Raw genomic sequence first — 25680 nt, 5'->3', positions numbered from 1 at the left:
TTGGTCCTTTTTATCAACGCGGTTGAGATATAAAAATTTGATTATTGTATTCATTAAATTCATCAGGTAAATTTTGAAATTTTATTGAATATGAATGCAAATATAATCTTTTTGCTTTTTTTCCACCATATTTAGTATCTCCCAAAATTGGAGATTTTAGATATTCAAGAGTAGCCCTGATTTGGTGCTTTTTTCCTGTAACAATTTGAGCGTAACTACGGTTTCCTTCCTTGAAGAAGATGGTTCTAGCTTTTATTCCAAAATCTGGATTTACTCGCATTTTTTCATTTTTAATATCTTTTTCAAGGCGTACAGTTATGTCAAGCTTTTCTTCGTTAAAGTCTGCAACAAATTGATAAATTTTTTCAAAATATTTTTGATACTCATCAAAAACTACTAAGGTTTTATAGTTCTTTGCATATACCACTAAACCACTAGTTTTTTTATCAATTCGGCCGATTGAAGCCGGTACAAAAGAAGAAGTTTTTTTAAAATTTAGATATTTATGAACTTGGTCATCTAGGCAATTTTCTTCTGAATGCATTGCAATGTTTATTGCTTTATCAACAATTAAAATATTTTTATCCTCATATATAACTTTAAAATTAATATTTGCAGTATTTCTCTTTTTTGGTTTTTGAATTTCAGAGATTCCATAAACAATAATTTCATCGTCTAACTGTAATTTATATTGTTTATCGTTAGTTTTAACTCCATTTACTCTTATGTCTTTTTCACGGAAAATTTTTTCAATTCGTGATTTCGGGACATTGTCACATACTTTTAATATGTATTTATAAAGAATACGATCCACATCATCTTTTTTTGCTCTAAATTTATTCATTATATGTTTCCTCTACAAATAATTCATTATTGGATGCGTCGACTCTTTGAGAATCAAATAAGTCAAAATTTTCATCAGCCATTTCTTCTTCGATATTCGAGTAGCGGCTAAATTCAGGAAAAGGAGGAAGTTCAGCTAGTGTTTTAATTTTAAAATAATCATAAAATTTGTTAGTTATTCCATAAATGATGGGATTACCTGGGGTTTGAGCTACACCTACCTCCTCAATAATTCCTTTTTCTAATAAACTTGCAACAATTCCGTCACTAACAACACCTCTAATGTTTGAAATCATTGAACGAGTTACTGGTTGTTTATATGCAACAATTCCAGCTACTTCAATAGCTGCATTTGAAAGTCTTTGTTTCTTGACAATTGTAACTAGTTCAGATATATATTCCTTTACAGCCTCAACTGTAAGAAATTTATAAACATCATTGAATTCATAAACCTTAATACCATGATCTTGGTTATTAAAAAAAGTCTTGAAATCTCTTAATATTTTTCTGCCTTCTTGGATGGTGTTTAATTTAAAAATATCTTTCACTTGTTCCGAACTTAATCCTTCACTTCCTTGAACGAATAGTAGTGCTTCAATTATTTTATTCTTCATATTCTATTCCTTTTGTAAATTTGATAATACCTTCATCAACATCTTGTTCTAAAATAACAATTTGTTGTCTTGCGAGATCCAAAACGGCCAACATTGTTATGACAAAATGGCCTATTGTTGGTACATTAAAAATCTCATTAAACATAACCTCATTTTTATCAACAAAAAGACTGATTATTCTCTTTTTTTGATCCTCAGGATTTACAGCAACTGTTGATATAGTAATATTTCTAATTAATTCCGAATATGTTCGTTCAAACATTTTTCTTAATGTTATAACTAACTTCGAGCTATTAGAATGTCCATCAAGAATTGTTGAATCAACTTCTTTAACAAATTCCTCGGTTTCTTCTGGTTCTTTTGAAAACAAGTTTTGTCTTTGTTCTTCTTGTTTTTTTAATATTGAGGAAATTTCCTTAAACTTTTCATATTCCGCAATTTGTTCAAGCAATCTTTTCTTTTCTTGTTTGATTTCTTCTTCTGCTTCTGGGTCTTGTAGTAACATCCTTGCTTTTAATTGAACTAGTGTTGCAGCCATAACTAAATATTCTGATGCAAGATCAATTTCATAACTTTCTATGTGTTTAATAATTTCTAAATATTGAGCAGTCAATTCAATTAAATCTACCTCAAAAATACTAATATTCTTTTCTCTTATTAGCGTTACTAAAAGGTCAAGTGGACCATCAAAATTAGAAAGTTTAAAAATATGTTTATCGCTTTCGGTACTTGTGTTTATTTTTTTGTCATCTTCTGAAGATAATTTACCTGATTTTGGTGTGTTTGTATGGTTCATAATATTGATTATTCTCTATTTTCTTTTCGTAAAAGTATTTTTTATGGTTTCATCTGATGAGATATTTTGATCTTGATATTTGCTTGAAACAATATTTTTAACTCAGTTAGCAAAATCTTTTTTATCTAATGTTTGAAATTGTTGAGGTTTTATTGAAGGGTGAAAAATTACCTTAACAACAAGCTTTCCTCGTCTTTTATTATCAAGAGCATTAGCTGCATTATTTATTGTTACTGGTACAAGGGGAATGTAGGTTGATTGAGCTGTTAGAAATACACCACTATTAAAATGAGCTATCTTGCCATCTCTTGTTCTAGTGCCTTCAGGGAAAATAACACCACAAGTTTGGTGTTTTTTAACATATTGCCCAAAATCTCTTAGAATTGCTAACGCTTCCTTTGGCTTTTGTGTATTTATGTAAAAGGTGCTAATTAGTTGACTAATTTTGTAAATTGATTTCTTTTGTTTAGCTTCCTCTCTAGCAACAAATGTCATTGGTTTTGATTTTCTTTCGCCATTACCATGGTTTCATAAAGCTGAAGCAATAATTAAAGGATCTAGATAAGTTGAATGATTAGGCGTTAAGAAACAAGGCCCACTTGGAATATTTTCAAATCCTTCAACTTCAACCTCGACATTCAGGTGTCGCAAAATATTTGAACTATATTTGTGGATAAAATGTTGTTTTTCCACGTCTTTATAATAATCTGGCATTACTCTATTTCTTTTTGCTTTTGCCAAAAGTCTCACAAAGTTGTGTAGTAAAGGAATAAATCTAAGAAATTTTCTTGTTTTTAGTGTCATAAGTTTTTTCTCCTTGTTTTATTTTTTAGGATTTAAATGCAACAGCAACAACATAACCATCTTCACTAGTTGTAGATAATTGGTAATTGGCATATGTATATCTTCCAGCATTCGTTTTTTTGATTAGTATGTTTTTAAAACTGAATATTGAATTGTCAATTTTGAATATGCACTCTTTTAATGCTCATCTGGTTGCTAAAAATATTGGTTTTTTAGAGTCGCTGATTTTTAAATATTCTTCAATTTCAATTGGGTGTAAAATTTTTTTAATGGCGTTGGTGGATATATTTATAAATCTATTAATTTTAGCCATATCAATTGAAATCATAAAACTCCTTAATAAATAATTATTAATTATAATTTAATTAATAAATATTATGATTACAAAAGGAAAAAAATACCAAGCTATTAAACTGGTATTTTGCTATTAATTATTCATCACATAGTGGATCAAATGGAGAAATCGTAAAAATAGGTTTATTAAATGATTCAATTATTTCTTTATCTAAATATTTTTTATCAACAATAGCCATGTAATTATAATCAGTAAATCATTGGTCGCTCATTGACCAAAAACCTTTTGATCCCCGATCGCTTCCTCAACTATTTTCGACCTTTCAATTAATTGCTTTTCCTTGGGAATCTAGGTTTACTCCTACCATATTCATTGCATGAGCAATTACTGAAGCTCTTGATTCGAATTTTTCAGCTTTTGAGAAGTCTGGCGTTTTTGTTAGTGTTAGATCAAAATTGTAAAGTTCGGAATCTAGGATGCCCTCTCTATTTCCAAATGTAGAAACATCGCATCCAAATCATACTGGGTCCCCTGCTTTAATTTGATTAATCATAACTTTTTTCATTATCTCGATATCAATATTAATCATTGTTAAGGGAGTACCGCCAACCATATTATTGCATAGAGGGGCTTGGATAACAGAATTATGTGGAAACTTATTTCTCGGATCAGATACAAGAGTGATTTTTGTTTCAATATGTTTGCTTAGGTATTTTTGATAAAACTCAACTGGTGTCATTTTATCTAATGATACATATTTTTTATCCTTATTCATATATTCGAATTTGAATTCCTTTGGTGGTTTACCTAATGATTTTACTAAAATGTTATAAACATCTTCTAGTGCTTTTTCTTTTAGTAAAGAAACTTTATTTAAATCATTTGTTTGCAAAAATGTTTGTCTCATCTTAGCAGTATAAGCCTTTAATCTTCAATTAATTTGTTCTACCATTTCACTCGTGGCTTCAGAACTGAATGATTCATTCATTGCATCTTTTGTTACAATTCCATATTTCTTAATAAGATTTGTAAAGAAATCTCAATAGCCACCATCTGAAACTGGGTTAGTATTAAAATATCTAAATAGGCGATCTTCATTCTCTAATTTTAGTCCTTCATTTTCAATTCAATTTAAGTAGAAATTTGCCTTTTCTAATTTATCAAAGAAATGAATATAGTTTTGTGAAAGTTCTAATGATTCAACATTAAATTCTTCCATTAGTTTAGTTCTAATAGAGTTTAAGCCAGCAAAAATTCAACATCTTCCTGACGCTTTTTGATTAGTAATATTCCCTACTTTTGTTTCATGAGAAAAAACAAAATTATGTTTTTTTATTGCCTCATTGTTTATTGAGCTTTGTTTTAATCCATTTTTAAAAATGGCTGATTCAATAATTTTGTTATTCATATTATTTTCATAATTTTCTTCAAACTTGTTAATTAATTCAAAATTAATTTCTGACATATTTTTATATTTTCTCCTTATTTTATTTAGATTATTTTGATTTGGTACAAAATTCCGTCACTCTTATAATATCTTCAAGTTTACCAATAAACGTAATTAGGTCACCATTTTCTATTTCAAAGTCGCCGCTAGGAAGAAATCAACTTTCGCCTCTTTGAATTAATGAAACTGATACGGAGTATTTGCTTCTAAATTCTGTTTCTCTAATTTTCTTGCCAATTATTTCATGATTTTTAATCCCGACTTTTGAACTAACAAATCCATCTTGAATTTCAGTAATACATTCCGAAAAATTTGTCAAAGCATTATCCGAAACTAGGATAGCTGTTTTTGTTCCTGCTTCTTCCTCTGGAGAAACAATTCACTTGACACCAATTTGTTTTAAGACACGTGAATGACGAGAATTTGATGCTCTTGCAATTACTGTTTGCACACCTATTTCTGCTAGCGCTGCAACAATTTCAATGTTGTCTGATGTCGCAACGATAACGACATCAAATTCCTTAACATTAATTGATTCAAGAGTTTTTTTATCAGCACAATCAGCGACGTAAATGTTTTCAACTTCATCTTTAAATGGTAGAAGGTGTTTTTCATCTTGGTCAATTAGTACTAATCGAATATTGTTCGTTCTATCTAAAAGAAGTTTTCTTACAACCGCTTGTCCAAAACGGCCAATGCCGATTACACAAATTTCCCTTGCCTTTTTAAAAAGTTTCATATTTTCTCCTAAACTATTTTGATGATTACAAAATCATATACTAATAAATTTTAAGACTTTTATATTTAAATAAAGTAAAGTAATTTCAAAAAGATAACCCTAGCAAATGATTGAACTATTCAATCTAGTTGTCTGCAGATATAAATTATTAAATTTTTCTTTTTAATTTAAGTTGCCTTTTTAAATTTTAACATTTAAATTTTTTTAGTCAATTTCACCAAAAATATATTTTTTTACCTTTTGCTATATAATATAGCAATGATAAAAAAGCATCATATACCTAAAAAAACTAATATTTTCCTAAGATTTTTACGTAAGCTTGGGGTGGTAAGATATATTTTTATAATATATATCTTATTTACTATTCTTATGTCACTTTTGTTATTCTGAAACATATCCCATAAGGCCGATATAAAGGAACCAGTTAAATATATAGATGCACTTTTCGTATCTTCATCAGCATTTAGCGACACCGGGCTAACGCCATTAGTCACATCCGATACATTTAATACCTTTGGCCAGTTTTTAATTGCCTTAAGTATGGTTGTTGGTGGAATTGGAATATTTACATTTAAGATTTACATTTTTCAATCTATATTGGGTTTGAGATCTAACATCTTTAGCAATATGGTTTCTCAAACAGAAAGAGGTTCTATAACTGTTAGTGAAACAAGAAAGATGATTAAGATAGCAATTTCGTTCTTAATTATTACAACTGCTGTTGCTTCATTTATCTTTACAATGCTTTTATATTTGAGACCAAATTCAAATTTTATAACACAAGAGTTAAAAGAAACTAGCCCTTTATTGTTTAATAATAAAGTCGTTTTGAAGGCTAATGAGATACCATATAATAACTTTCTTCAATCATTAAAGTATGGATTTTTTCATGCGATTAGCTCAATAAATAATGCGGGATTTGACTTGTTTGGAAATAAGAGTTTACAACCTTTTTATAATGATTATGCTTTTCAAATAGTGACAATAATAACCTTTTTGATTGGCGGAATAGGCTTCCCAGTGATTTATGATATATGAAAAAAAATTCAATCAGTCAAGTTAGACCAACCACATCATAGATTTAATTTATTCACTAAATTTACAATAATAACTTATCTAATTACTACTGTATTAGGTTTTAGCATAAGTGTTATATTGGAATATAGTTCTAAATCAGAAACTACTTTTTGATATCAAAAGGAATATGGAACTGTGGGCGACAAACTATTTGCTATATACTTTCAAGTTAGTTCAACTAGATCTGCTGGTTTTTCAACTGTAAATTACTATAATTTTACACACTCAACCGTTTTATTACATAGCATCCTTATGTTTATCGGCTTTTCACCAGTTTCAACTGCAGGTGGTATTCGAAATACAACAATAGCAGTTATTTTTCTAAGCATAGTTACAATGATGACTGGCCGCAGTAGAATTAACGCCTTTAAGAGACAAATTGGTAAGGAAACTCTTATTAAAGCAGTTAATGTTTTTACTCTATCTATTGTCTTGATATTTATTGTATCAATTGTTAGTTATTCAACTCTTCCGACTCAAACTAAACAAATTGGTGATGTTAATTATCCAATTATTTTTGCAACATTTGAAGCATGCTCAGCTTTTGGTAATACTGGTTTGACAACAGGACTATCTTCAAATTCACACAACTTGCATATTGCTGGCAAATTAAGTCTTATTTTTATCATGATAATTGGGCAATTTGGTATTCCTCAGACTATCAAAATATTTGGTCGAGGAAGAAAAGCGCCAGAATACTATCAATATATCTATGAAGATGTATCGATTGGTTAGGAGGTTTCTCATGAAAACGAAAGAAATGATTAAAAAAGTTACTAAAATAACTGTTGGTTTATCACTTGGATTAGTAATCCCAATTACTTCTATTTCTTGTGATAATAAAAAAGCACCAGATCAAGCAAAACCTAAAATTCAAAAGAAAAATATTCAAAAACCAGTTAGCGGAAAAATAAATTATGTTGCCATCGGTGATGATTATGCAGCTGGAAATAATAATAGTTTTAATGCTCATAGTAATAACTTTTTTAGCAAAGAAGATAATGAAGTATACGGAATTTCATATGCCTCATATTTAGCTAATTCAATCTCGCTAATCAATGATGATGAAACAATATTAAATAGATATGAAAATCTAGGTTTATCTTATTCTACTACTGATGCTTGATTGCATTTATTAAAACCAACCAATACTAGCAATTTAAATGAATTTAATGAGGTAATAAATCTAAATAAAAAATTAGGTTTGTATAATGCTAATTTGAATAGTGAAAAGGTTATTAGTAATATTAAAGAATCAAATTTTATAACCATTTCATTAGGATTTAATGATATCTTTAAGAAAGATGAAATTTTGTCATTAGTATTAAGACAATTTAAAGATAAAAAAGAAGAAAATCAATTTATTGTAGGCTATAATAAAATTATTTCAGCAAGAATTGCACAATTGTCAAAAAATTATACAGAGATAGTTAGGGAAATAAAACAAATAAATCCTAATATAAATATCAATCTAATTGGATATAGTGCGCCCTTAATTCATACTATCAATATTCAAGGTAATTTTCAAAATAACGTTTTGAAAACAACAACAGATTTATTGAATAAAACAATTAGCAATATCGCCGACAGTGAGAGTTTAAACTATTATAGTTTTTCATCTGAAAATAGCATTTATGAAAATGCTGAACAATTTTCGACTGATTATTTAAGTATCTTTCCAAGTGTCAACGGTTATAAAAAACTTGCGCAAGACATATTTGCAAAAATGTCTACAAATATTACAGAATATAATTCATTATTCAATAACAATGAATTTTCAAATCACAATAAAGCAATTTCATTTATAAAAAAAGCAACAACAATTAAATCATTAATTTTTGGAGTAGTTGGAAATAATGTAGATACATTTAAGAAACCGTATCCATTTGAAAAAAATTCAAAAAATAGTAGTCTTATTGCTTCTGAATCAAGCAATGTTTTTGCTCAAACTGTTTTGGCTGAATTTAGTAGTAAAATAAAAATGCTAAATAATGAACAACTTAAAACTTTTATTGATAACGTTCTTTCAATTATTGGCATTAATGATAAAGAGGCAAAAACATGATTTAATGAATTAATAAATTCATTGATATCTAATCATAAAAATAATTTAATAGTTTCATTATTTGAACAGCTGTTTGATTCAGTTTATGTTCAACACTTTCTTAATAAGGCAAATATCAAGGTTTCACAATTATTGGCAAAAAAATCTCCTCAAAATACTTTAACATCTGAAATTAGGAAAATTCTTACGCAAGAATTTCAAGATAAAAACAGTATATACTTAATCTTAAAATCAGTATTAAATTCTAACTATTTATCTAAAATTGAAAATAAGGTTTTTATTAGACAAAATTTAGCGTCATTAATTAAAATATTATTTTCAAATAAATCTATTAAGCAACTATTTCCACAAGAGCTATTGCCATTATGAGATAAGAAAACAATAGATAAAAATATAGTTGTAAAATTTGACAATCTTGTTAATAAGGCAGTGGATAATTTATTAAGCAAAAGCGAATTATATTTTGCTAATACTAATTTTGATGGTTTCATAAATGATATTTTGAGGGACTCTAAGAAAGAAATTATTTCTCTATTTCAAGCAATTGTTGATTGATTAACCAAAGATAAGGGATCTCTAAAAAAGATTATTGATAAGATTGCAACCTCCTTAAAAAATGTTTATAGAGTGCCGCAAGAAAGACTTGATGACATTAAATATTTCATTCAAACAACAGTGGAAAATCTAAAGGATTTTAAGTATTCATATGAACTTCTTGATCTTTTTGTAGAAACTACACTCGATTCATACAAAGATAATAAGTTGTTAGATACACATTCATTTATTAAAGCATTTGTTAAGGGGTTGCTATTTAATACAAAGGATGCCAATAAAAATAATCGTGTCTTTTTTGCTTTAATTAGCAATGTTCCTAGAACGCCTAATATTGATCTTAATAAATACTATAATGGAATAAAATATCTCGGAGTTGGATTAGTGCAAGCGGAAAACATAATAAATTCAAATAATATAAGTAACCTGCTTGATGATCAAACGAGAGAAGCTATGCTTACATTGCTTAGAAATATTGCAAATAATTCTGATAACATTTTGAATATAACAGGTAAGAACTATATAAAAGACTTATTTTCATTATTGATTGATGATATCACTGCAAAGGGTAGTTTATTTAACCAAATTTTAGATAGACTTGGGGACTATGTTGTTATACATCCATTAATTAATTTCATTAAAAAACAAGGTTATGAGAAACAAATACTATCAGCAAATCCCGAATTTAATAATATAGAAGAGTTTGTAAAGTCTAGTTATTCTTCATTATATAAATCAGTTAATAATAAGATAATTATTGATAAGCTAAAATTTTTGGTAAATGACATTGTTGATAATGGCAAGTTATATGACAAAAGTTCACTATTTGCTTTTGTTGTTTCAACCTTAAAAAGAGTGCAAGAAAATGGATTGATAACATTAGTGGAGACTTTATTGCAACAAATATCGAGTAAGGAAAATACTAAATTATTAGTGAATGTTCTTACCTCATACATTAATTCATCGTTAAATGTAAAACTAACCAATGTTGAAAAAGAACTGATCGAAACTTATATACAAAGCATTTTAAGAAACATTAAGGATTCAAACTTATTTAAACACTTTATTGATAATTTTAAGAAGATAACTAAAAAAATTGATATATCAAAAGTTGACACTTTTGATAAGCTGGGTTTATATCTAAAAGAAGAATTAAGCAATCTTTTGATTGAATCAACAAACCCCGGTGTAATACAAATGTTTCTTGATTTTTTAAGCCTAAAGAATACAAAAGAAAAAGATGGATTCAACAAATTTATTAATGTTTTATCAATATTTTTAAAAAATGAAAATAATGTTGATTTTATTCTTGACAAGCTAAATCTTAAAAAAATTGTTGCGGATATCCCCAAAAAGATTGATTTTGCAAAGCTGCCCCAAAATGTTAGAGATGATGTTAAAGGGTTATTAAATAATGTATTGGCATTAATAATTAAAAGATGAGATGACAAGATAAATCCAAAAATTAAGGAATTAATTAAAAATTCAGTTTCAAATGAAAAAATTAAAAATGTAAAAAATTTAAATGAATTATTTTTCTTATTAATTAATGAAAATAAGGAATTTTTGAAGGAATTTATTTTAGACATAATAAACAATGTTATTTTGGTTAATCAACAAAGCGAGCAAAAAACTGTTGATATAGTTGTTTATTTAATTTCTACTCAAATTAATTACAAAAAATTAAGTGTTAGTGAACAAGGAAACATCAAATCGATAGTCAAAAAAGCAATTGCCTTTGTTAAGGATAAAAAAATATTTGGGCCATTGGTCGAAAGTTTATTAAATACAATGACTTCAAATATTAAGAAATTTGGTATTGATTTTAATAAATATGACTGAGCAAAAATTGTTGACTTTATTGATGATTTAGATATTATAAAAATTGTTGAAGCATCTGAGGATTTCTTTATTAACAAGATATCAAAAGATGAGCTAAAAACATTATTAAAAACTCTCCTTCTAAATGCTGTGCATCTTTTTGCTTTGAACGAGAAGTCAACAAATGATGAATCTACAGCATCTTCATTGCAAGAACCAACTAAAAAAACTATTCCAAACATTAATGTTGAAAAAATTTTAGGTATATTTCAAAAGATATTGAACAAACTTTCTTCTGAAAATAAGAAGGAATTAATACCTTATTTAGTTGATGCTATCTACGATCTAAAAGAAAATGAAGGTTTTAAGAAATTCTTATCTGATTTACTATCTAAATCTCTTAAAAATGGCAATCAGACAGTTATTAAGGAAATATTAAATAATAAAGGAGATTATTCACTATTAGCCAGCCTAATTATTAACAAGTCATATAGCCTTTTATTAAATGAAGAAAATAAACAAGGTTTAGTTTTGATTTTAAATAGTTTATTTGCCGATGACAAACCAATAGTTTTAGATGCAAATAAACTTGCGATTAAATTATTTAAAAATGTTAAAACAAATAATTTATTAAATTTCATTAAAACCAATTTAGACCGTATATTGGGTGACGAGGAATTGCTGGATGTGATTGCCAGATATCTAATTAGTTTAGTAAAACAACAAGTAAACATAAAATTAAGTGGCAATGAAGATCTAACAGTTCTTAATTACCTAAAATCATTATTAAAATCTATTTCAAACAATCCTTTAATCCATAAATTAAAGAATAATTTGGAAGAAAAACTCAGCGAATTAACAGATACATCAAGTTATATTGATTTCCAAAAAAAATTGAGTGATGCCCTTAAACAAACATTTAGTTTTAATAAGGAAAATATAGAACAAATTTTTGATCTTTTAATTATAAAACAAGACAAGAAGGCACTAGGTGAAAAAAAACTTGTAGAAACTTTAAAAGTATTGTTAGGCAAAAAAGAGTTTTTAGAATTTATTTTAAAAAATATTAATCCTAAACAATTGATTAATAATATGTTTGATAATATAAATTTATCTAATTTAAATTTAGGAGAACATTCAAAAGGAGCTCTTACTTCAATAATTAAAGACACGAAAGATCTTATTAATCTAAAATATAATGATTTTGTTTCGCAAAATATCAATGAAATTATTGAAAAATTATTGCTTGAGGATGTCCTAAGGAATGTAGATTCTTTTGAAGGCTGATTTAAGAATTTCTTCATAGTTAACGAGGATTGGATAATTAAAAAGGTAGACTTAATTCTAAATGATATTTTATTATCAAAAGAAAGCGAACAATTAAAGCAATCAATTGCTAATTTCTTAGTTGAATTTGTTGCCGAAAAACTTAATGGCATTGAATTTAAAAACGGCCAAAAAGAATCGCTAAAAGCAATATTTAACAAGGCAATTAATTTCCTTCCAGATCTTAATATAAGCAACGCTATAACTAAATCTGCTATTAAATTATTAGTTAAAAATATTAACCAATATCAATTCAATTTTGAGAAATATAACTTTAATAGTGCGTTCGACTTTATTAGTATATTTAATAAAATAAACATAGATAAGTTAGACCAATTCTTATCAGGATTAGACTCGCATGACTTAGCTAATATTATTCTTTTAGTTATAAATAATTTTGATAAGCTAGAGTTACTTTTTGCTACTCCATCTGTTACTTTGCAAGAAAAATCAAAGAATAAAACAATTGTTGAGTTCAATAAAAAAGAGGGAATTAAGATAAATATAAATGATATTTTTAGATTAATTAAAGTTGGATTTTCAATTTTAAATGCCTCTGATCGCGAGTCTATCAAAAAAGAAATTCCTAGTCTAGTTCAAAAGATACGTAAATCTCCAAAAATAAAAGAGTATGTAAAAACTAAATTAGACTTTTTAACAAATCTTATTTTAAAAGTTGACTCAAACGCTCGAGATTTTGCTGACAAAACAAAAGAAAAGATTATTGAATTTATCTTTGATAAGGAAGATACTAAGGACCTTATAACTAACTTTATTAATACACTAATTTCCTTAGACCAAAAATCATTAGAGAATATTCATAATATAAATGAATTAATTAAGAAACTTTTGAACCTAAATAAGTCTTCGATCAGTGACTTTATTAAAAAAATTGTTTCTAATGCCACTTCTGATGAAGCGTATATTAATAGTTTAGTTAAATTTGTGTTGAATGCAATTCATTCAGAATTAAAATTTGATTCAACTAGCGACGAGTTTGAAAATATTGCTAACTTGGGTACCAGAATTATTAAAAATCTAGGTAATAAAAATATTGTATCAGACATAATAAGTAAGCTTTTTGAGAGTCTTGTTGACATTGATATTATTGACCCAAAGGGCCATTTTGATCAAAATATATTGATATCAAAAATAATTTCAGGGTTAAAGAAAATCGATTGAAAGGCTTTATTTACATCCCAAAATATAGAGGATATGTTTAAATCACTTATTGGAAATAACATATCAAAAGAACAGTTAGTTAAAGAATTTAGTTCTTTATATCATTATTTGGAAAGAAATATACCAAAATTGACTAATCAAATAAACAACCAACATACAATATCTAATAACACTCAAAATGTGCTAAATCCAGTTATTTCTGATGAACAAAAAGAGTTTTTAAAGAATATTGAAGGCACAATATTCAATGTATTAACTGGCTTGAATGGTTCACTTGATTCTAGCGAAACTGTTGGCAAGGAAGCAATAATCGAGGTTGTTCATACAATCTTTAAAGACCAAATTAAAAAGATAAAATGGCAAGAAATAAAACAGGATTTAATACCTAAGTCCGAATTGCAAACTATAGTTGATAAATTTGTAGACAAACCAATTTTAAAAACGTTAATTAGCGATGTTATATCTGATTTTCTAACAAAACCAAAAGTCCAAGCAGCAAATATTGGTGAAATAGTAACTAAAACATTAGAAAAAGTTTCGCAAAAATTAAAAGATAATGTAACAAAAGTACTTGAAGCAGTTGTTGAAGACGATGATTTAATGAAGATTGTTATTGGTCATGTATTAAATTATTTAAAATTGGAAAATGTTACAGCCGAAGATATTTCATTTATCAAAGAATTAATTAGCGCTATTTTTAAAGAATTAATCAAAACTGATTTTTATAAACGAAAAGTTGTTAAGAGAACTATCGATCATATTGTTGGCTATAGTAAAAATTTCTCAATATTTGAACCAGTCAAATGACTCCTTGATGCCATTGAAAAAATTAAGGCCGGATTTTCATTTAATGATCTTAAGATTATTGCTTCTTTTGTTGGTGAAACTAAGGCTATTAATGGTGCTCGCTTGATTAAGCTTATAAATCTATTATTTGGAAAAAGTAATTTAAAAGATTCGGTTTTATATAATGGCTTGCGAAACATTAATATGAATCCCGATCCAACAAAGCGTACTAATATTAATACTCTACTTGATTTTGTAAGTATTGGACAATTAAGCAACTCGACTTCAACGAGTAACATTCAAAATGATGATCCAGATAATATTTCTCCCGACCTTGATGCACTGTCATTGATTAATGAAATCTTTAAAATGTTAAGTATTGAATATTATAAGAATAAAAATACTCAAGATAGTAGTTTTAAAGTCAGATCTAAGACACCTGAATGGCAGGCGTTATATCGTTTTAAGGTAGCGATTGATTATATTCTTTTTGAAACATTTGGACGTGAAACCGATATTGCTCAACGTGATGTGAGTCAAAGAAAAATTAATTTATATACAGGTGTTCGTTCGTTATTATGAGAGATTCAGGAAGGAACTAACATTTCGGCCATTCCGTTTTTAAGCTCTAAATTTTCAGGTATGCAAAGCTATTTTACAAAAGATATTGATCGTCGTCAATTTACTAATTATGCAGTAAGTGAATCTGGTTTTTTATTTGTCAAGTCATGAACTTACTTTGATGATAGTAATTATGGTCCTGAATCAATTACTTATTTAATTACTAGTTCTGGTTATAATGATAAAGAAAAGGGTAATTTAACTAGATTTAAATATAAGATTAGCGAGGGCGGACAAGCATATGAGATTTCTAAAAAAGAATATATCTTACTAACTTTAAAAGAAGGCGGTTATGGTAAATTCATGAAATTAAATAATAAACGTTCGAATTCATCATGGTCTGGACTTGATAAAATTAATCCCGAAGATTTCTATTAGGATTTAGCTAAAAAAATAAAAATAGAGTAAAATAATTATGCACAGCCAACTGCTGCATAATTATTTTATGTAGAGGAAAATCCGCTCTAGCACTTGCTGCGATGCAAGTAGTGATCATGCTAGGCCAAATAAGCCTAGGCAGTTATTTAAATAATTGACGACTAGTGCAACAGAGACGAGCTTATTTAGTTAAGGTGCAACGATGTAAACTCCATGAGTTAGAAACCCAAATTTTGGTAGGGGAACCTGATTAATATAAATGAATAAAGATCGGGAAGCATATTATTTTAATATGTTTAGATAAATAGTTGGCGCTGTTAATTTACAGAACAAAAAGCGGTTTATCGTGCAAAAAGGCATTTTGTGCCTTTTTATTTTTTTTATGCGCAGCATTTAGGCGTTAATAAATTTAGTCTAATTTTAAGAACTATATAAAAAATAAATTTATAGAGAAAAAGCGAAAACTAGAGCCTTTTATCTTTTTTTAACAAAAAATAAGTCACTAATTTTCATTATTTGGTGAATTGGGTATCTACATTATATTTTGGAATAAAATTAAATATATATGGATGTTAAAAAGGAACAATTATGAAAAGAATGAAATTATTATTACCTATACTAACTATAATGCCTCTATTTGTCATATCGGCTAAAATTTCTAATGATCAATTTCAGAGTGATGAAGAGAAACAACGTTTTTATGTTTTGCACGATTACATAAAGCTTACGGGTAGACAAAATACTAAAATAGTTAGAGAGTTTGATGTCGTGAGTAACCGTATCCCCAATTTTTTAACTGGTAAAATGTATTGATTTAATGATAAAGGTTATTCTGTTATTAGCAATAAAACCAAGAAAATTTATGAAGTAAATCCAGATTTGAAATTCGATAATTTTTATCTAAGAGAAGCCAGACAATTAGAATATCTTGGAAACGGTGGTTTTAATGAAACTATTATTATAGAACCTAAGGAAAAAATATTACCTCATGAAAGAGAAAGAGATCCTAACAATCTTATTTCTTCGGAATATATCCACTTTAAAAAAAGCAATTATATTGAAGTAAAAAATGCTAAAACGGAAAAAGAATTTAAAAAATATAAAATTAATAAGGAAAAAAACGGACTTATTTATGCTGACCATGAGGTTGCTAATTCGTGGTGATTTAAGGTAGCTGATTATAATAATTATGGCTTAAATAGTGAAGAAAATTCATTTATTCCAAACGATAATGATGAATTTCAATATTATAAGAAGTTTCCTTCATATTACACCAAAAGTGAACAATATTTAAAAAAATCTAATGGTGGAATTTGCGGTTATGTAGCTATTAATATGTTAATTTTATATAATGAATTATTTGAATCTTCAGGATATTATAACAGTTGAGAAAGAAAAACTTTTTTAAGGATTCCGAATGGTTCATTTAATTCATACAATGATTTAAAGACTAATTTAAATTATGCTCTAATTCCTCAATTAGATAGTAATTTTTTGAAATATTTATATCAAAAAACATGGTTTGGTGGCGGTGTTAATTATTGATGACAGGCAAAATATATTGCAGAATCAATATTAAATAACAAATGATATAACTCTAAAATTAATTATTCATATTGAGGTGACTATATCTTTGGCCAACCCTGGTCAACAATTGTAGATTATAAGAGGCCAACTGCCTTGGCGGGATTTTATACAGGGGTATCTCAAGATGACGGCGATAAGAAATTATGAAAAAGTGGGCATGTAATTGTTGCGTATGGTGCATATGAGGATGGAAGATTTTTGTGTAACTATGGATGAGACAAAAATTATTCGCAAATGATAATATCAAAAAATCATGTTGCTGGAGATTATAATTTTGTAATAAATAATAAGAAAAGAGATAAATTAGAAAAAATGTTTAATTATAATGGAGTTAAATATGATGGGAATGAAATGAATTTTTTACTAAAAGAAAAGGGGTATATTAAATAATGAGTAAAAAGAAGAAAATAATTATTGCTATTGTAACTATTTTGGTTATTGCTTACATTATATTTGTAATATTTGGTTTTGCTTCATCATTAGAAAGAAGATATACAGAATATAAATAATGGAAAATAAAAACAATTCTAAATCAAAATGAATAGCAATACTAACCATTTATACAATATTTGTAGTTTTATTTTTTATTATAACACTTCTATATACGCAGTATTTTTTGGATTATGAAGCCCGGCAATCTTATCCTCAAGTCATTAAACATGAGGAAGCAGTAGCAATATTTTGATATAGTGGATTTAGAGCCACAATTTTAGTTTTAGGGATAATATTAATCACATTTTCCGTTATCTTATATATATGTTTTAAATCAAAAATAAAAACTATATCTAAAACGAACACTATAATAATTAATATATTATTTGCAATTAACATAATTTTATTATCGATATCAGTTATACTAGATGCAACCTTACTCAATGCAATTGATGTTCTTTTATGAAAACTAAAAAGCAATAAACCGACTGAATTCTTAAATCCAAAGCACAAAGCCATTTCGATAATTTATTATGAAAATCTAGAAGTATTAGAAGCATTTCTATTTCTATCATCATCATTATTTGTAATTTTATCGTTCTTTAAAATTTACTATTTTGCAAGCGTAATTCATAAAAATTATTTATTAAAACAACATTAGAATAGAAACTACAAAAATGATTTGAAATACACTAGAATAGGCAAAGATAAATATTATAACGTCATTTAAGTATACTTTTTGTTGTGTTATTAGCGAAATTTTAGATAAAAATTGGAGATGTATTTTATATAGCATATGGAATTTCATCTTTTTATAAAAAGGCATTTTTGTGTCTTTTTATTTTCACTGTTTTTTCCCAATTTGGTTGAAGAAATCATCTTCTTAGCATATTATGTTTATATGTGGAGGACGAATGAACGAAATACTATTATATTTTATATTTAAATACAAAGGTGATTGAAACGATGTTTATAAGGCAATAAAAAATAAGGAAGAAATTAAAGAAGAAGAATTTGATACATTTAAATTTAAAATTCATGAGAAAAATAAAAAATTTATAACTATTTTAGATGATGAATACCCTAAACAACTTTTAAATATAACTAAGCCACCATTTGTATTGTTTTATGAAGGAAATCTTAATATCTTAAAACAAAGCAATAGGCAACAATGCATCTACTTAACAGGATCATATGAAACTAAAAATATAATTGAATATATAGAAAAATACAAAAATGACAATGATAGCGTGTTTATTAATTTATATTGGACTGGATTAGAGCAAAAAATCCTAAAAACATTTTTGAAGCGTAATTTTAAGGTTATTATATTGCTTCCATGTGGAATTGAATATGCTAAAAACAATTTAAATTTAAAAGAATTTTTAAATGATAACTGTTTAATTATATCCGAATATCCTAGTGAATATCACATAACTAAAAATGCATTTTATAGTAGACAAAGAATTAACGCTTGTTTATGTCAAAAGATAATTTTGCTTTCTTCATTGGAAAAAAAATATAACGGAACAATTAATGAGTTTCTTGACCAAGGTAAAGATGTGCAATGCTTACTCTTTAGAGATCATTTAAGTGAAGATCAAAATATTGATTTAATTAATGAGGGGGGCTACACTTATAAATGATAATAATCAAATTTGTTAGGACTTTTATATATCATAAAGATAATTAAAAACTAATTTTGTAATAAAATTTTTAATATATAAGAAAAAAATAAGAAAAAAGGAGATTTTATGACACCTCATATAAATGCTAAAGAAAATGCGTTTGCAAAGTTAGTTTTAATGCCTGGTGATCCCTTGAGAGCTAAGTATATAGCTGATAATTACTTAGAAAATGTTGAATTAGTTTCTAATGTAAGAAATGTCTTAATGTATACTGGTTTTTATCAAGGAAACAAAGTTTCTGTGTGCGCTTCCGGGATGGGTGTTCCATCAATTGGAATTTATGCATATGAACTATTTAAAGAATATGGTGTTGAAGCAATCGTTAGAATTGGTTCAGCAGGATCGTTTAAAGCAGAATTAAAAAATTATGAAATCGTTCTTGCATCATCTGCATATAGCGAAAGTACAGCTTTTAGAAGTTCAATTATTAAAGGAGATAAAAATAATATCGCAATACCAAGCCATGACTTGAATGAATTGATCTTAGATTATGCTAAAAAGTTGGGAATGGATGTTCATTTTGAAAGAATTTTAAGTGAAGATGCATTTTATACAGAAAAAACTATTAGCGAAAGAATTGAAACATCTGGTGGTGCGGTTTGTGCAGAAATGGAAGCATATGGTTTATTTACTGTTGCTGAAAGATTAAACAAAAAAGCTGCAACATTATTAACAATTTCTGATAATCTAGTTACAAATGAATTTACAACTAGTGAAGAAAGACAAAATTCATTTAATGGAATGATGAAAATTGCTCTTGCACTTGCTAAGGATTTTCAATAATGAGAATAATTGATATCATAAATAAGAAGGCTAATAGAGAAGAATTAACAAAGGAAGAATTAGAATTCTTTGTTGAAAACTATGTTAATGGAAATATTCCTGACTACCAAGCTTCAGCCCTTCTTATGGCAATTCGTTTAAATTCATTAAATGAAACAGAAACATCGTATCTAACTAATGCAATGATAAATTCGGGTGACACAATTGATTGGTCATATTTAAATACAACTATTGTTGACAAGCACTCAACGGGCGGAGTTGGAGATAAGGTAAGTATTGTTTTATGTCCAATACTAGCGGCTCTTGGCCTTACAGTTGCTAAAATGTCTGGCCGTGGCCTAGGACACACTGGCGGAACATTGGATAAACTTGAATCAATTTCCGGATATACGATATCTCTAACGGACAATCAATTTAAGACTGTTGTTGAAAAACATCACATTGCAGTAGTGGGACAAAACGAGAGACTAGTTCCAGCAGATAAAAAGATTTATGCACTACGTGATGTTACAGGCACTGTGGAATCCATACCCTTAATTGCTTCATCAATTATGTCTAAAAAGCTAGCAACAGGTTCAAATTGTATACTTTTAGATGTTAAATGTGGTAATGGGGCATTTATGAAAAATATTGATCAAGCTGAAAAACTTGGTAAATTAATGATTGAAATAGGTAAAAAATTAAACAAGAAGATTGCAGTTGAAATTACAAATATGGAGAAACCTCTTGGCCGTGCTATTGGTAATAAAATTGAAATTCTCGAAGCAGTGGATACTTTAAAAGGTATGGGTCCTAAAGATTTTACCGAAATTATATATTCATCGGGTGCTACATTGCTTACTATTTCAAATAATGCTAAAGATGAGCAACATGCCAGAGCAATGATTAAAGAAGTTATCGCTAATGGTAAAGCATTGCAAAAATTCAATGAATGAATTAAAGCGCAAAACGGAAATGTTGATGAAGTTTATGAATCTAATTGATTTAATCCAACATATAAGTTTGAAATCATTTCACAAAATGAAGGATATCTAAAAATTAATTCAGCTATTGAATTTGGATTAGTGGCCATGAAACTTGGCGCTGGAAGAAGCAAAAAAGAGGATAATATTGATTTTGATGCTGGTGTTTATTTAAATAAAACAACAAACGATTTTGTTAAAAAAGGTGATGTTTTATTTACTTTATATTCATCTAAACCAATCGATGAAAAGCTATCTAATGATTTAATAGATAAAATTGAGTTTGGTTCAAAACCTTTTGAAACCAAAGAAGTTCTAACTAAATTAATGTAATTAAAAAACAAAAAATAGGAGAAAAAAATGCTAAATAAGTTAATTGATCATACTTTCCTTGGTCAAGCAGGAACAACAAAAGATATAGATAAATTAATAGAAGAGGCTAAAAAATATGACTTTAAATCTGTTTGTATAGCGCCTTCTTATGTTAAATACGCAAAAGAACAATTAAAAAATACTGATGTCTTAATTTGCACAGTTATTGGTTTCCCATTAGGATATAACGTTGCAAGTGTTAAAGTTTTTGAAACAAAAATCGCTCTTGAACATGGGGCAGATGAAATTGATATGGTTATGAATGTTGGGCGTTTTAAAGACAAACAATATGAATATGTTCTTAATGAAATTAAAGCAATTAAAGAAGTTTGTGGTAATAAAGTTTTAAAAGTAATTATTGAAACAGCACTACTAACAAATGAAGAAATTGCTAAAGCAACTGAAATAGTATTACAATCAGGTGCTGATTTTATTAAAACGTCAACTGGTTTTTCATATAGAGGAGCAAGTTTTGAAGATATTAAAATTATGAAGGAAGTCGCTAAGGATAATTTATTAATTAAAGCATCTGGTGGAATCAAATCACAGGATGATGCATTAAAAATGGTTGAATTAGGCGCTAATAGACTAGGTACCTCAAAATCAGTTACAATTATCGAAGGTAAAGTAGATAATAGTTCAAATTACTAGTTAAAAATTTAACAAATAAGTAAGGACAAAATATGGTAAAAATTTTTCAACACCCTCTTATCAATGCTAAGTTGACAAAGATGAGAGACGAAAACACCACTCATAATGAGTTTAGGCAAAATCTTAATGAAATAGCATCTTTAATGGTTTATGAAATGTTAAGAGATTATCAAACTAAGCCGTTAGAGGTCAAAACACCAACAGGTTCAATTTTTCATGGCGAGCAATTGGATAAGGAGATTGTCATTATTCCTATATTGCGTGCTGGTCTTGGTATGGTTAATGGTATATTGGATTTAGTACCACAAGCTCGAGTTGGTCATATTGGAATGTATCGTATCGAGGAAACCACACAAGTAGTTGAGTATTTTTTTAAAATTCCTAATGTTGAGAAAGATAGCTATGTAATTATTGTTGACCCAATGTTGGCAACAGGTTCATCGGCTTGCGATGCTATTAGTAGATTAAAAAAACAAGGTTTTATAAACATTAAACTTATATGTTTGGTTGGTGTTGAACAAGGGATTAACAAGGTTAATATTGAGCATCCTGATGTAGATATTTATTTAGCTTCAAAAGATGAAGAATTAAATGAAAATAACTATATTCTTCCTGGTTTAGGAGATGCTGGTGACCGTATTTTTGGAACAAAGAAATAGAAAGAGAGACTATGTGTCTCATTTTCTATTTTCTACCTTATTTTTAAAGAAAATAAATATTTAAATTTTGAAGAAAGGAAAAAAATGGCTTTTAATAAAGAATCAAATAATAGAAGATTTTTATTTGCTCTTGATCTTGATGGTACATTGTTAGCAGATTCTGGTGCTGGAACTATTCACCCTAAAACAGAAGAAGCAATCAAGAGAGCTATTAAGGAAGGACATATTGTATCTATCATAACTGGTAGACCATGAAGAAGCACAATGCCAGTTTACCAAAAACTTGGATTAAACGCTATTGTGGGTAATTATAATGGAGCTCATATACATAATCCTGCAGATCCATTCTTTATACCAACAATAACATATCTTGATTTGAATGAGGTTTTATACATTTTAGGTGATCAAAAAGTTAAAAAAGAAATTTCAAATTATGCTATTGAAGGGCCGGACTGAGTTCAATTAATGCATAGAGATCCGAACCTAGAGAAGGTCTTTGGTTTTAATCAAGCTACAAAATTCCGCGAATCAATAAATTTGGAAAAATTACCCTTAAAACCAACAGGAATAGTTTTTGATTGTCAACCTACAACTGATGTTCTTGATTTATTAACATATTTAAAAAGAAGATATGGAGATCTTGGTGAATTTTCATCTTGATCAAAAGGTGAAGGATTAAGCCCTGTTTTTGATATTACATCTATTGGAGTTGATAAAGGTAAGGTTATTTCTTTAATGATGAGATATTACAACATTGATATTGACGATACCATTGTAATGGGAGATTCATATAACGATCTGAGCATGTATGAAATCGGTAATGTGGGAGTTTGCCCTGCGAACGCTGAGCAAGCAATTAAGAAGGTTTCGACAGTTGTGATGCCTCAAACAAATAAAGAAGGAGCTGTTGGATACTTTATTGATGAATTCTTAGATAATCCAGATAAATATATTGAAATGGCTAAGAACCTAAAAAACGAATCAAAGAAGAATTTAAAAACTGTAAAAGCCGATAATTTTTATAATAAAGACGAAAAATAATATGATGACAAAAGATTCTGATTATATTGGCGTTGATGAAACGGGAGTAGGCGATTATTTTGCTCCTATTGTTTCAGTTGCTTGTTTTATTCCGGAAGAAAATATTCAATTAATTAAAAATCTTGGCGTTAAGGATAGTAAAAAACTTAGTGATTCTAAGATAATAGGGATTGCTGAATACATTATTAAAAATAATGTTGTTTTGTTTAAGGATACAACAATGAGCCAGAAGGGTTATAATAACTTGATTAAGTTTGGAATTAATAATAATGCAGTTAAAACTCTTATTCATATGAATTCAATTGATAGATTGCAGAATATTGTAAAAAATAATAAAAAAGTTGTTATTGACCAATATACAACATTGAATAAGTTCAATGAGCATATAGCAAACCTTTATAATAAGAATCTTATCAAGAAGAATATTTTTGAGAGAATTAGTTTGGTACAAGAAACAAAAGCTGAGGATAAATTTTTATCCGTGGCTTGCGCTTCCATTTTAGCAAGATATATTCTTCTTAAAAAGATGGAAGCTCAAAAAGCTAATTATGATGGCTTTGATTTTATACTTGGAGCAAGCGATTTGGTTATTAAACAAGGAGTTAGTTTTGTGAAGAAATTTGGGATTTCTGAGTTATATAACGTCGCAAAGTTTCAATTTAAAACAACAAAGAAAATTCTTGAAGAATTAGAAAAATAGCTGTGTTTTGTGTAACTTAACCATAAAATTTATATATTAAAAAAATCCCTATATTTTCTAGTAAAATAATTAGGTTAAAATATTTTAATTTTTAAAAAATTATTAACAAAAGGGTGAGACTCCTTGGCCAAATATAAAGGCCCAAAAGTCCAAAAGGAGAACTATAATGTCAAAATATGAAATTATGATTCTAGTTAACCCTACATCAACAGAAGAAAGTGTTAAAGATTTAGTATTCTCAGTATTAGATGAAAAAAACACAAAATTCGAAAGATTAGAGAGAACTGAATTAGCGTATCCAATTAACAAATTAACACGTGCAACATATTTCTTGATTTTAACAAGTGCACAACCTGAATTAATAAAAGAATTAACAAGAAAATTTAATATTGATAAGTCAATTATTAGATCATTAATTATTAATTTAAATTCAGAAAAAGGATTGAAGCCAAGAAAACAAAGAAGATTTACAAAAAGAAATTTTGAAAATAGAAGATCATTTGATAAAAATGAAAACAAAGAAGCAACATCAAATGATAGAAGAAATGAACAAAGAAGACCATACATTAAAAAACAACAACCAGTGGCTAAATAGTTAATTTTATTTTATTGGAGGCAAAAGTTATGAACAAAGTTATTTTAGTCGGAAGACTAGCTTCAAAGCCATATAAGGGGATTACTGCTTCAAGCGTTGAATATTCAAGGTTTACAATCGTTGTAACTAGAACATATTCGACGCCTAACTCTGAACCTGTTGCGGATTTTATTCCATGCGTAGCGTGAAGAAGCAATGCATCATTTATTAACAAATTTTTAGATAAAGGGTCGTTGATGCTAGTTGAGGGAACTTTCCAATCAACAAGAACAACTGATCAAAATGGGCAATTAATTAATAATTATGTTGTTAGTGCTGATAAAATACAATCTCTTGAATCGCGAGAAGTTACTGAGGCTAGAAGAAAAAATAATTTTAAAGAGTTTAGCATTTCCAATGAAGAAAATAACAAGGTTCCAACTAGTGAACAAGCATCTACGGAACATACAAGTGATGTTGATGATGCCATAGATGGTTTGAGTTGAGACTTTTAAATAAAGGAGAAAAAAATGGCGAGAATTGTTCGTAAGAAATTATTCGTTCGTAAACGTCCATGTCAATTTTGTTCAAATAAATTACCTGTTGCTTATGTTGATTATAAAAATGAAGAACTATTATCAAAATTAGTAAATCTACAAGGAAGAATTATATCTTCAAGAATAACTGGAACATGTGCTAAACACCAAAGAGCGGTAGCATTGGCAATCAAAAGAGCAAGATTAGTTGCTATTTTGCCTTATATTGGTCCAGTTAAAAAAGAATTTGTTAAGAAGGAAGCAACCCCAAAACCAGTGGTTGATACTACAACACAGGAAACAAAATAAATTTATTTTATAAATAAGTGCACACGAAAGTGTGCGCTTT

At 27.8% G+C, this 25680-nt stretch carries 21 protein-coding genes and 1 other RNA gene; 14 read left to right on the top strand and 8 right to left on the bottom strand.

The window, feature by feature from the left end; genetic code table 4:
• Window positions 1-10 precede the first annotated feature (10 nt).
• The 7 genes from ACWXVM_RS01005 to ACWXVM_RS00975 form a co-directional block, all read right to left on the bottom strand.
• Window positions 11-844: a pseudouridine synthase family protein gene (locus ACWXVM_RS01005; protein ID WP_455993846.1), complete on the bottom strand. Its 834-nt coding sequence runs from the start codon at window positions 842-844 to the stop codon at window positions 11-13.
• Window positions 837-1457, bottom strand: coding sequence for an SMC-Scp complex subunit ScpB (gene scpB, locus ACWXVM_RS01000; protein ID WP_438340411.1), 621 nt, complete (start codon window positions 1455-1457; stop codon window positions 837-839). The genes ACWXVM_RS01005 and scpB overlap by 8 nt, the downstream gene beginning before the upstream one ends.
• A complete protein-coding gene (locus ACWXVM_RS00995) occupies window positions 1447-2253 on the bottom strand; it encodes a segregation/condensation protein A (RefSeq protein ID WP_444704840.1) in 807 nt (268 codons plus the stop codon). The genes scpB and ACWXVM_RS00995 overlap by 11 nt, the downstream gene beginning before the upstream one ends.
• 15 nt (window positions 2254-2268) lie before the next feature.
• On the bottom strand, window positions 2269-3057 hold the full coding sequence (locus ACWXVM_RS00990; protein WP_455993844.1) for a lysophospholipid acyltransferase family protein: 789 nt from the start codon (window positions 3055-3057) through the stop codon (window positions 2269-2271).
• 25 nt (window positions 3058-3082) lie between these two features.
• Window positions 3083-3385 carry a 4'-phosphopantetheinyl transferase superfamily protein gene (locus tag ACWXVM_RS00985; RefSeq protein WP_438340408.1) on the bottom strand — a complete coding sequence of 101 codons (303 nt, stop codon included), beginning with the start codon at window positions 3383-3385 and terminating at the stop codon, window positions 3083-3085.
• A 103-nt stretch (window positions 3386-3488) separates the two neighbouring features.
• Window positions 3489-4817: a C1 family peptidase gene (locus ACWXVM_RS00980; RefSeq protein WP_455993842.1), complete on the bottom strand. Its 1329-nt coding sequence runs from the start codon at window positions 4815-4817 to the stop codon at window positions 3489-3491.
• Window positions 4818-4848: 31 nt separating this feature from the next.
• Window positions 4849-5538, bottom strand: a complete 690-nt coding sequence (locus tag ACWXVM_RS00975) for an NAD-binding protein (protein WP_438340406.1) — start codon at window positions 5536-5538, stop codon at window positions 4849-4851.
• 369 nt (window positions 5539-5907) lie between these two features.
• Here ACWXVM_RS00975 and ACWXVM_RS00970 point away from each other — a divergent pair, with 369 nt between their 5' ends.
• From ACWXVM_RS00970 to ACWXVM_RS00955, 4 genes are all read left to right on the top strand, one after another.
• Window positions 5908-7350, top strand: a complete 1443-nt coding sequence (locus ACWXVM_RS00970; protein ID WP_455993840.1) for a TrkH family potassium uptake protein — start codon at window positions 5908-5910, stop codon at window positions 7348-7350.
• Between the two features lie 10 nt (window positions 7351-7360).
• Window positions 7361-15346 (top strand): hypothetical protein, encoded by a 7986-nt coding sequence (locus ACWXVM_RS00965; RefSeq protein WP_455993838.1) that lies wholly within the window; start codon window positions 7361-7363, stop codon window positions 15344-15346.
• A gap of 37 nt (window positions 15347-15383) precedes the next feature.
• Window positions 15384-15695: RNase P RNA component class B (rnpB, locus tag ACWXVM_RS00960), an RNA gene on the top strand.
• Between the two features lie 239 nt (window positions 15696-15934).
• Window positions 15935-17323, top strand: a complete 1389-nt coding sequence (locus ACWXVM_RS00955) for a putative cysteine peptidase (RefSeq protein ID WP_455993836.1) — start codon at window positions 15935-15937, stop codon at window positions 17321-17323.
• Between the two features lie 249 nt (window positions 17324-17572).
• Here ACWXVM_RS00955 and ACWXVM_RS00950 read toward each other — a convergent pair whose 3' ends face one another.
• Window positions 17573-17884 carry a hypothetical protein gene (locus ACWXVM_RS00950; protein ID WP_438340403.1) on the bottom strand — a complete coding sequence of 104 codons (312 nt, stop codon included), beginning with the start codon at window positions 17882-17884 and terminating at the stop codon, window positions 17573-17575.
• A 395-nt stretch (window positions 17885-18279) separates the two neighbouring features.
• Between ACWXVM_RS00950 and ACWXVM_RS00945 the strand changes: the two genes are divergently transcribed.
• The 10 genes from ACWXVM_RS00945 to rpsR all read left to right on the top strand — a co-directional run bounded on the left by ACWXVM_RS00945 (window position 18280) and on the right by rpsR (window position 25640).
• Window positions 18280-19014: a DNA-processing protein DprA gene (locus tag ACWXVM_RS00945; protein WP_455993834.1), complete on the top strand. Its 735-nt coding sequence runs from the start codon at window positions 18280-18282 to the stop codon at window positions 19012-19014.
• 105 nt (window positions 19015-19119) lie between these two features.
• Complete coding sequence (gene deoD / locus ACWXVM_RS00940; RefSeq protein ID WP_438340401.1) at window positions 19120-19836, top strand: purine-nucleoside phosphorylase; 717 nt, start codon at window positions 19120-19122, stop codon at window positions 19834-19836.
• On the top strand, window positions 19836-21131 hold the full coding sequence (locus ACWXVM_RS00935; RefSeq protein WP_438340400.1) for a thymidine phosphorylase: 1296 nt from the start codon (window positions 19836-19838) through the stop codon (window positions 21129-21131). The genes deoD and ACWXVM_RS00935 overlap by 1 nt, the downstream gene beginning before the upstream one ends.
• 27 nt (window positions 21132-21158) lie before the next feature.
• Window positions 21159-21821, top strand: coding sequence for a deoxyribose-phosphate aldolase (gene deoC, locus ACWXVM_RS00930; RefSeq protein WP_438340399.1), 663 nt, complete (start codon window positions 21159-21161; stop codon window positions 21819-21821).
• A 32-nt stretch (window positions 21822-21853) separates the two neighbouring features.
• On the top strand, window positions 21854-22480 hold the full coding sequence (gene upp / locus ACWXVM_RS00925) for a uracil phosphoribosyltransferase (protein WP_438340398.1): 627 nt from the start codon (window positions 21854-21856) through the stop codon (window positions 22478-22480).
• An 84-nt stretch (window positions 22481-22564) separates the two neighbouring features.
• The gene (locus ACWXVM_RS00920; RefSeq protein ID WP_438340397.1) at window positions 22565-23521 is read left to right on the top strand and encodes an HAD-IIB family hydrolase; all 957 of its coding nucleotides are present in this window, start codon (window positions 22565-22567) and stop codon (window positions 23519-23521) included.
• 1 nt (window position 23522) lies between these two features.
• Window positions 23523-24221, top strand: a complete 699-nt coding sequence (locus ACWXVM_RS00915) for a ribonuclease HIII (protein WP_455993832.1) — start codon at window positions 23523-23525, stop codon at window positions 24219-24221.
• A 166-nt stretch (window positions 24222-24387) separates the two neighbouring features.
• Window positions 24388-24816 carry a 30S ribosomal protein S6 gene (gene rpsF, locus ACWXVM_RS00910; RefSeq protein ID WP_438340395.1) on the top strand — a complete coding sequence of 143 codons (429 nt, stop codon included), beginning with the start codon at window positions 24388-24390 and terminating at the stop codon, window positions 24814-24816.
• 29 nt (window positions 24817-24845) lie between these two features.
• Window positions 24846-25310: a single-stranded DNA-binding protein gene (locus ACWXVM_RS00905; protein ID WP_438340394.1), complete on the top strand. Its 465-nt coding sequence runs from the start codon at window positions 24846-24848 to the stop codon at window positions 25308-25310.
• 15 nt (window positions 25311-25325) lie between these two features.
• Window positions 25326-25640: a 30S ribosomal protein S18 gene (gene rpsR, locus ACWXVM_RS00900; protein WP_438340393.1), complete on the top strand. Its 315-nt coding sequence runs from the start codon at window positions 25326-25328 to the stop codon at window positions 25638-25640.
• Window positions 25641-25680: the final 40 nt, after the last annotated feature.

Source organism: Mycoplasma sp. 2261 (assembly GCF_053851575.1).
Note: the sequence above shows the minus strand (reverse complement) of the source record. Positions and strands in the feature narration are given on the sequence as shown.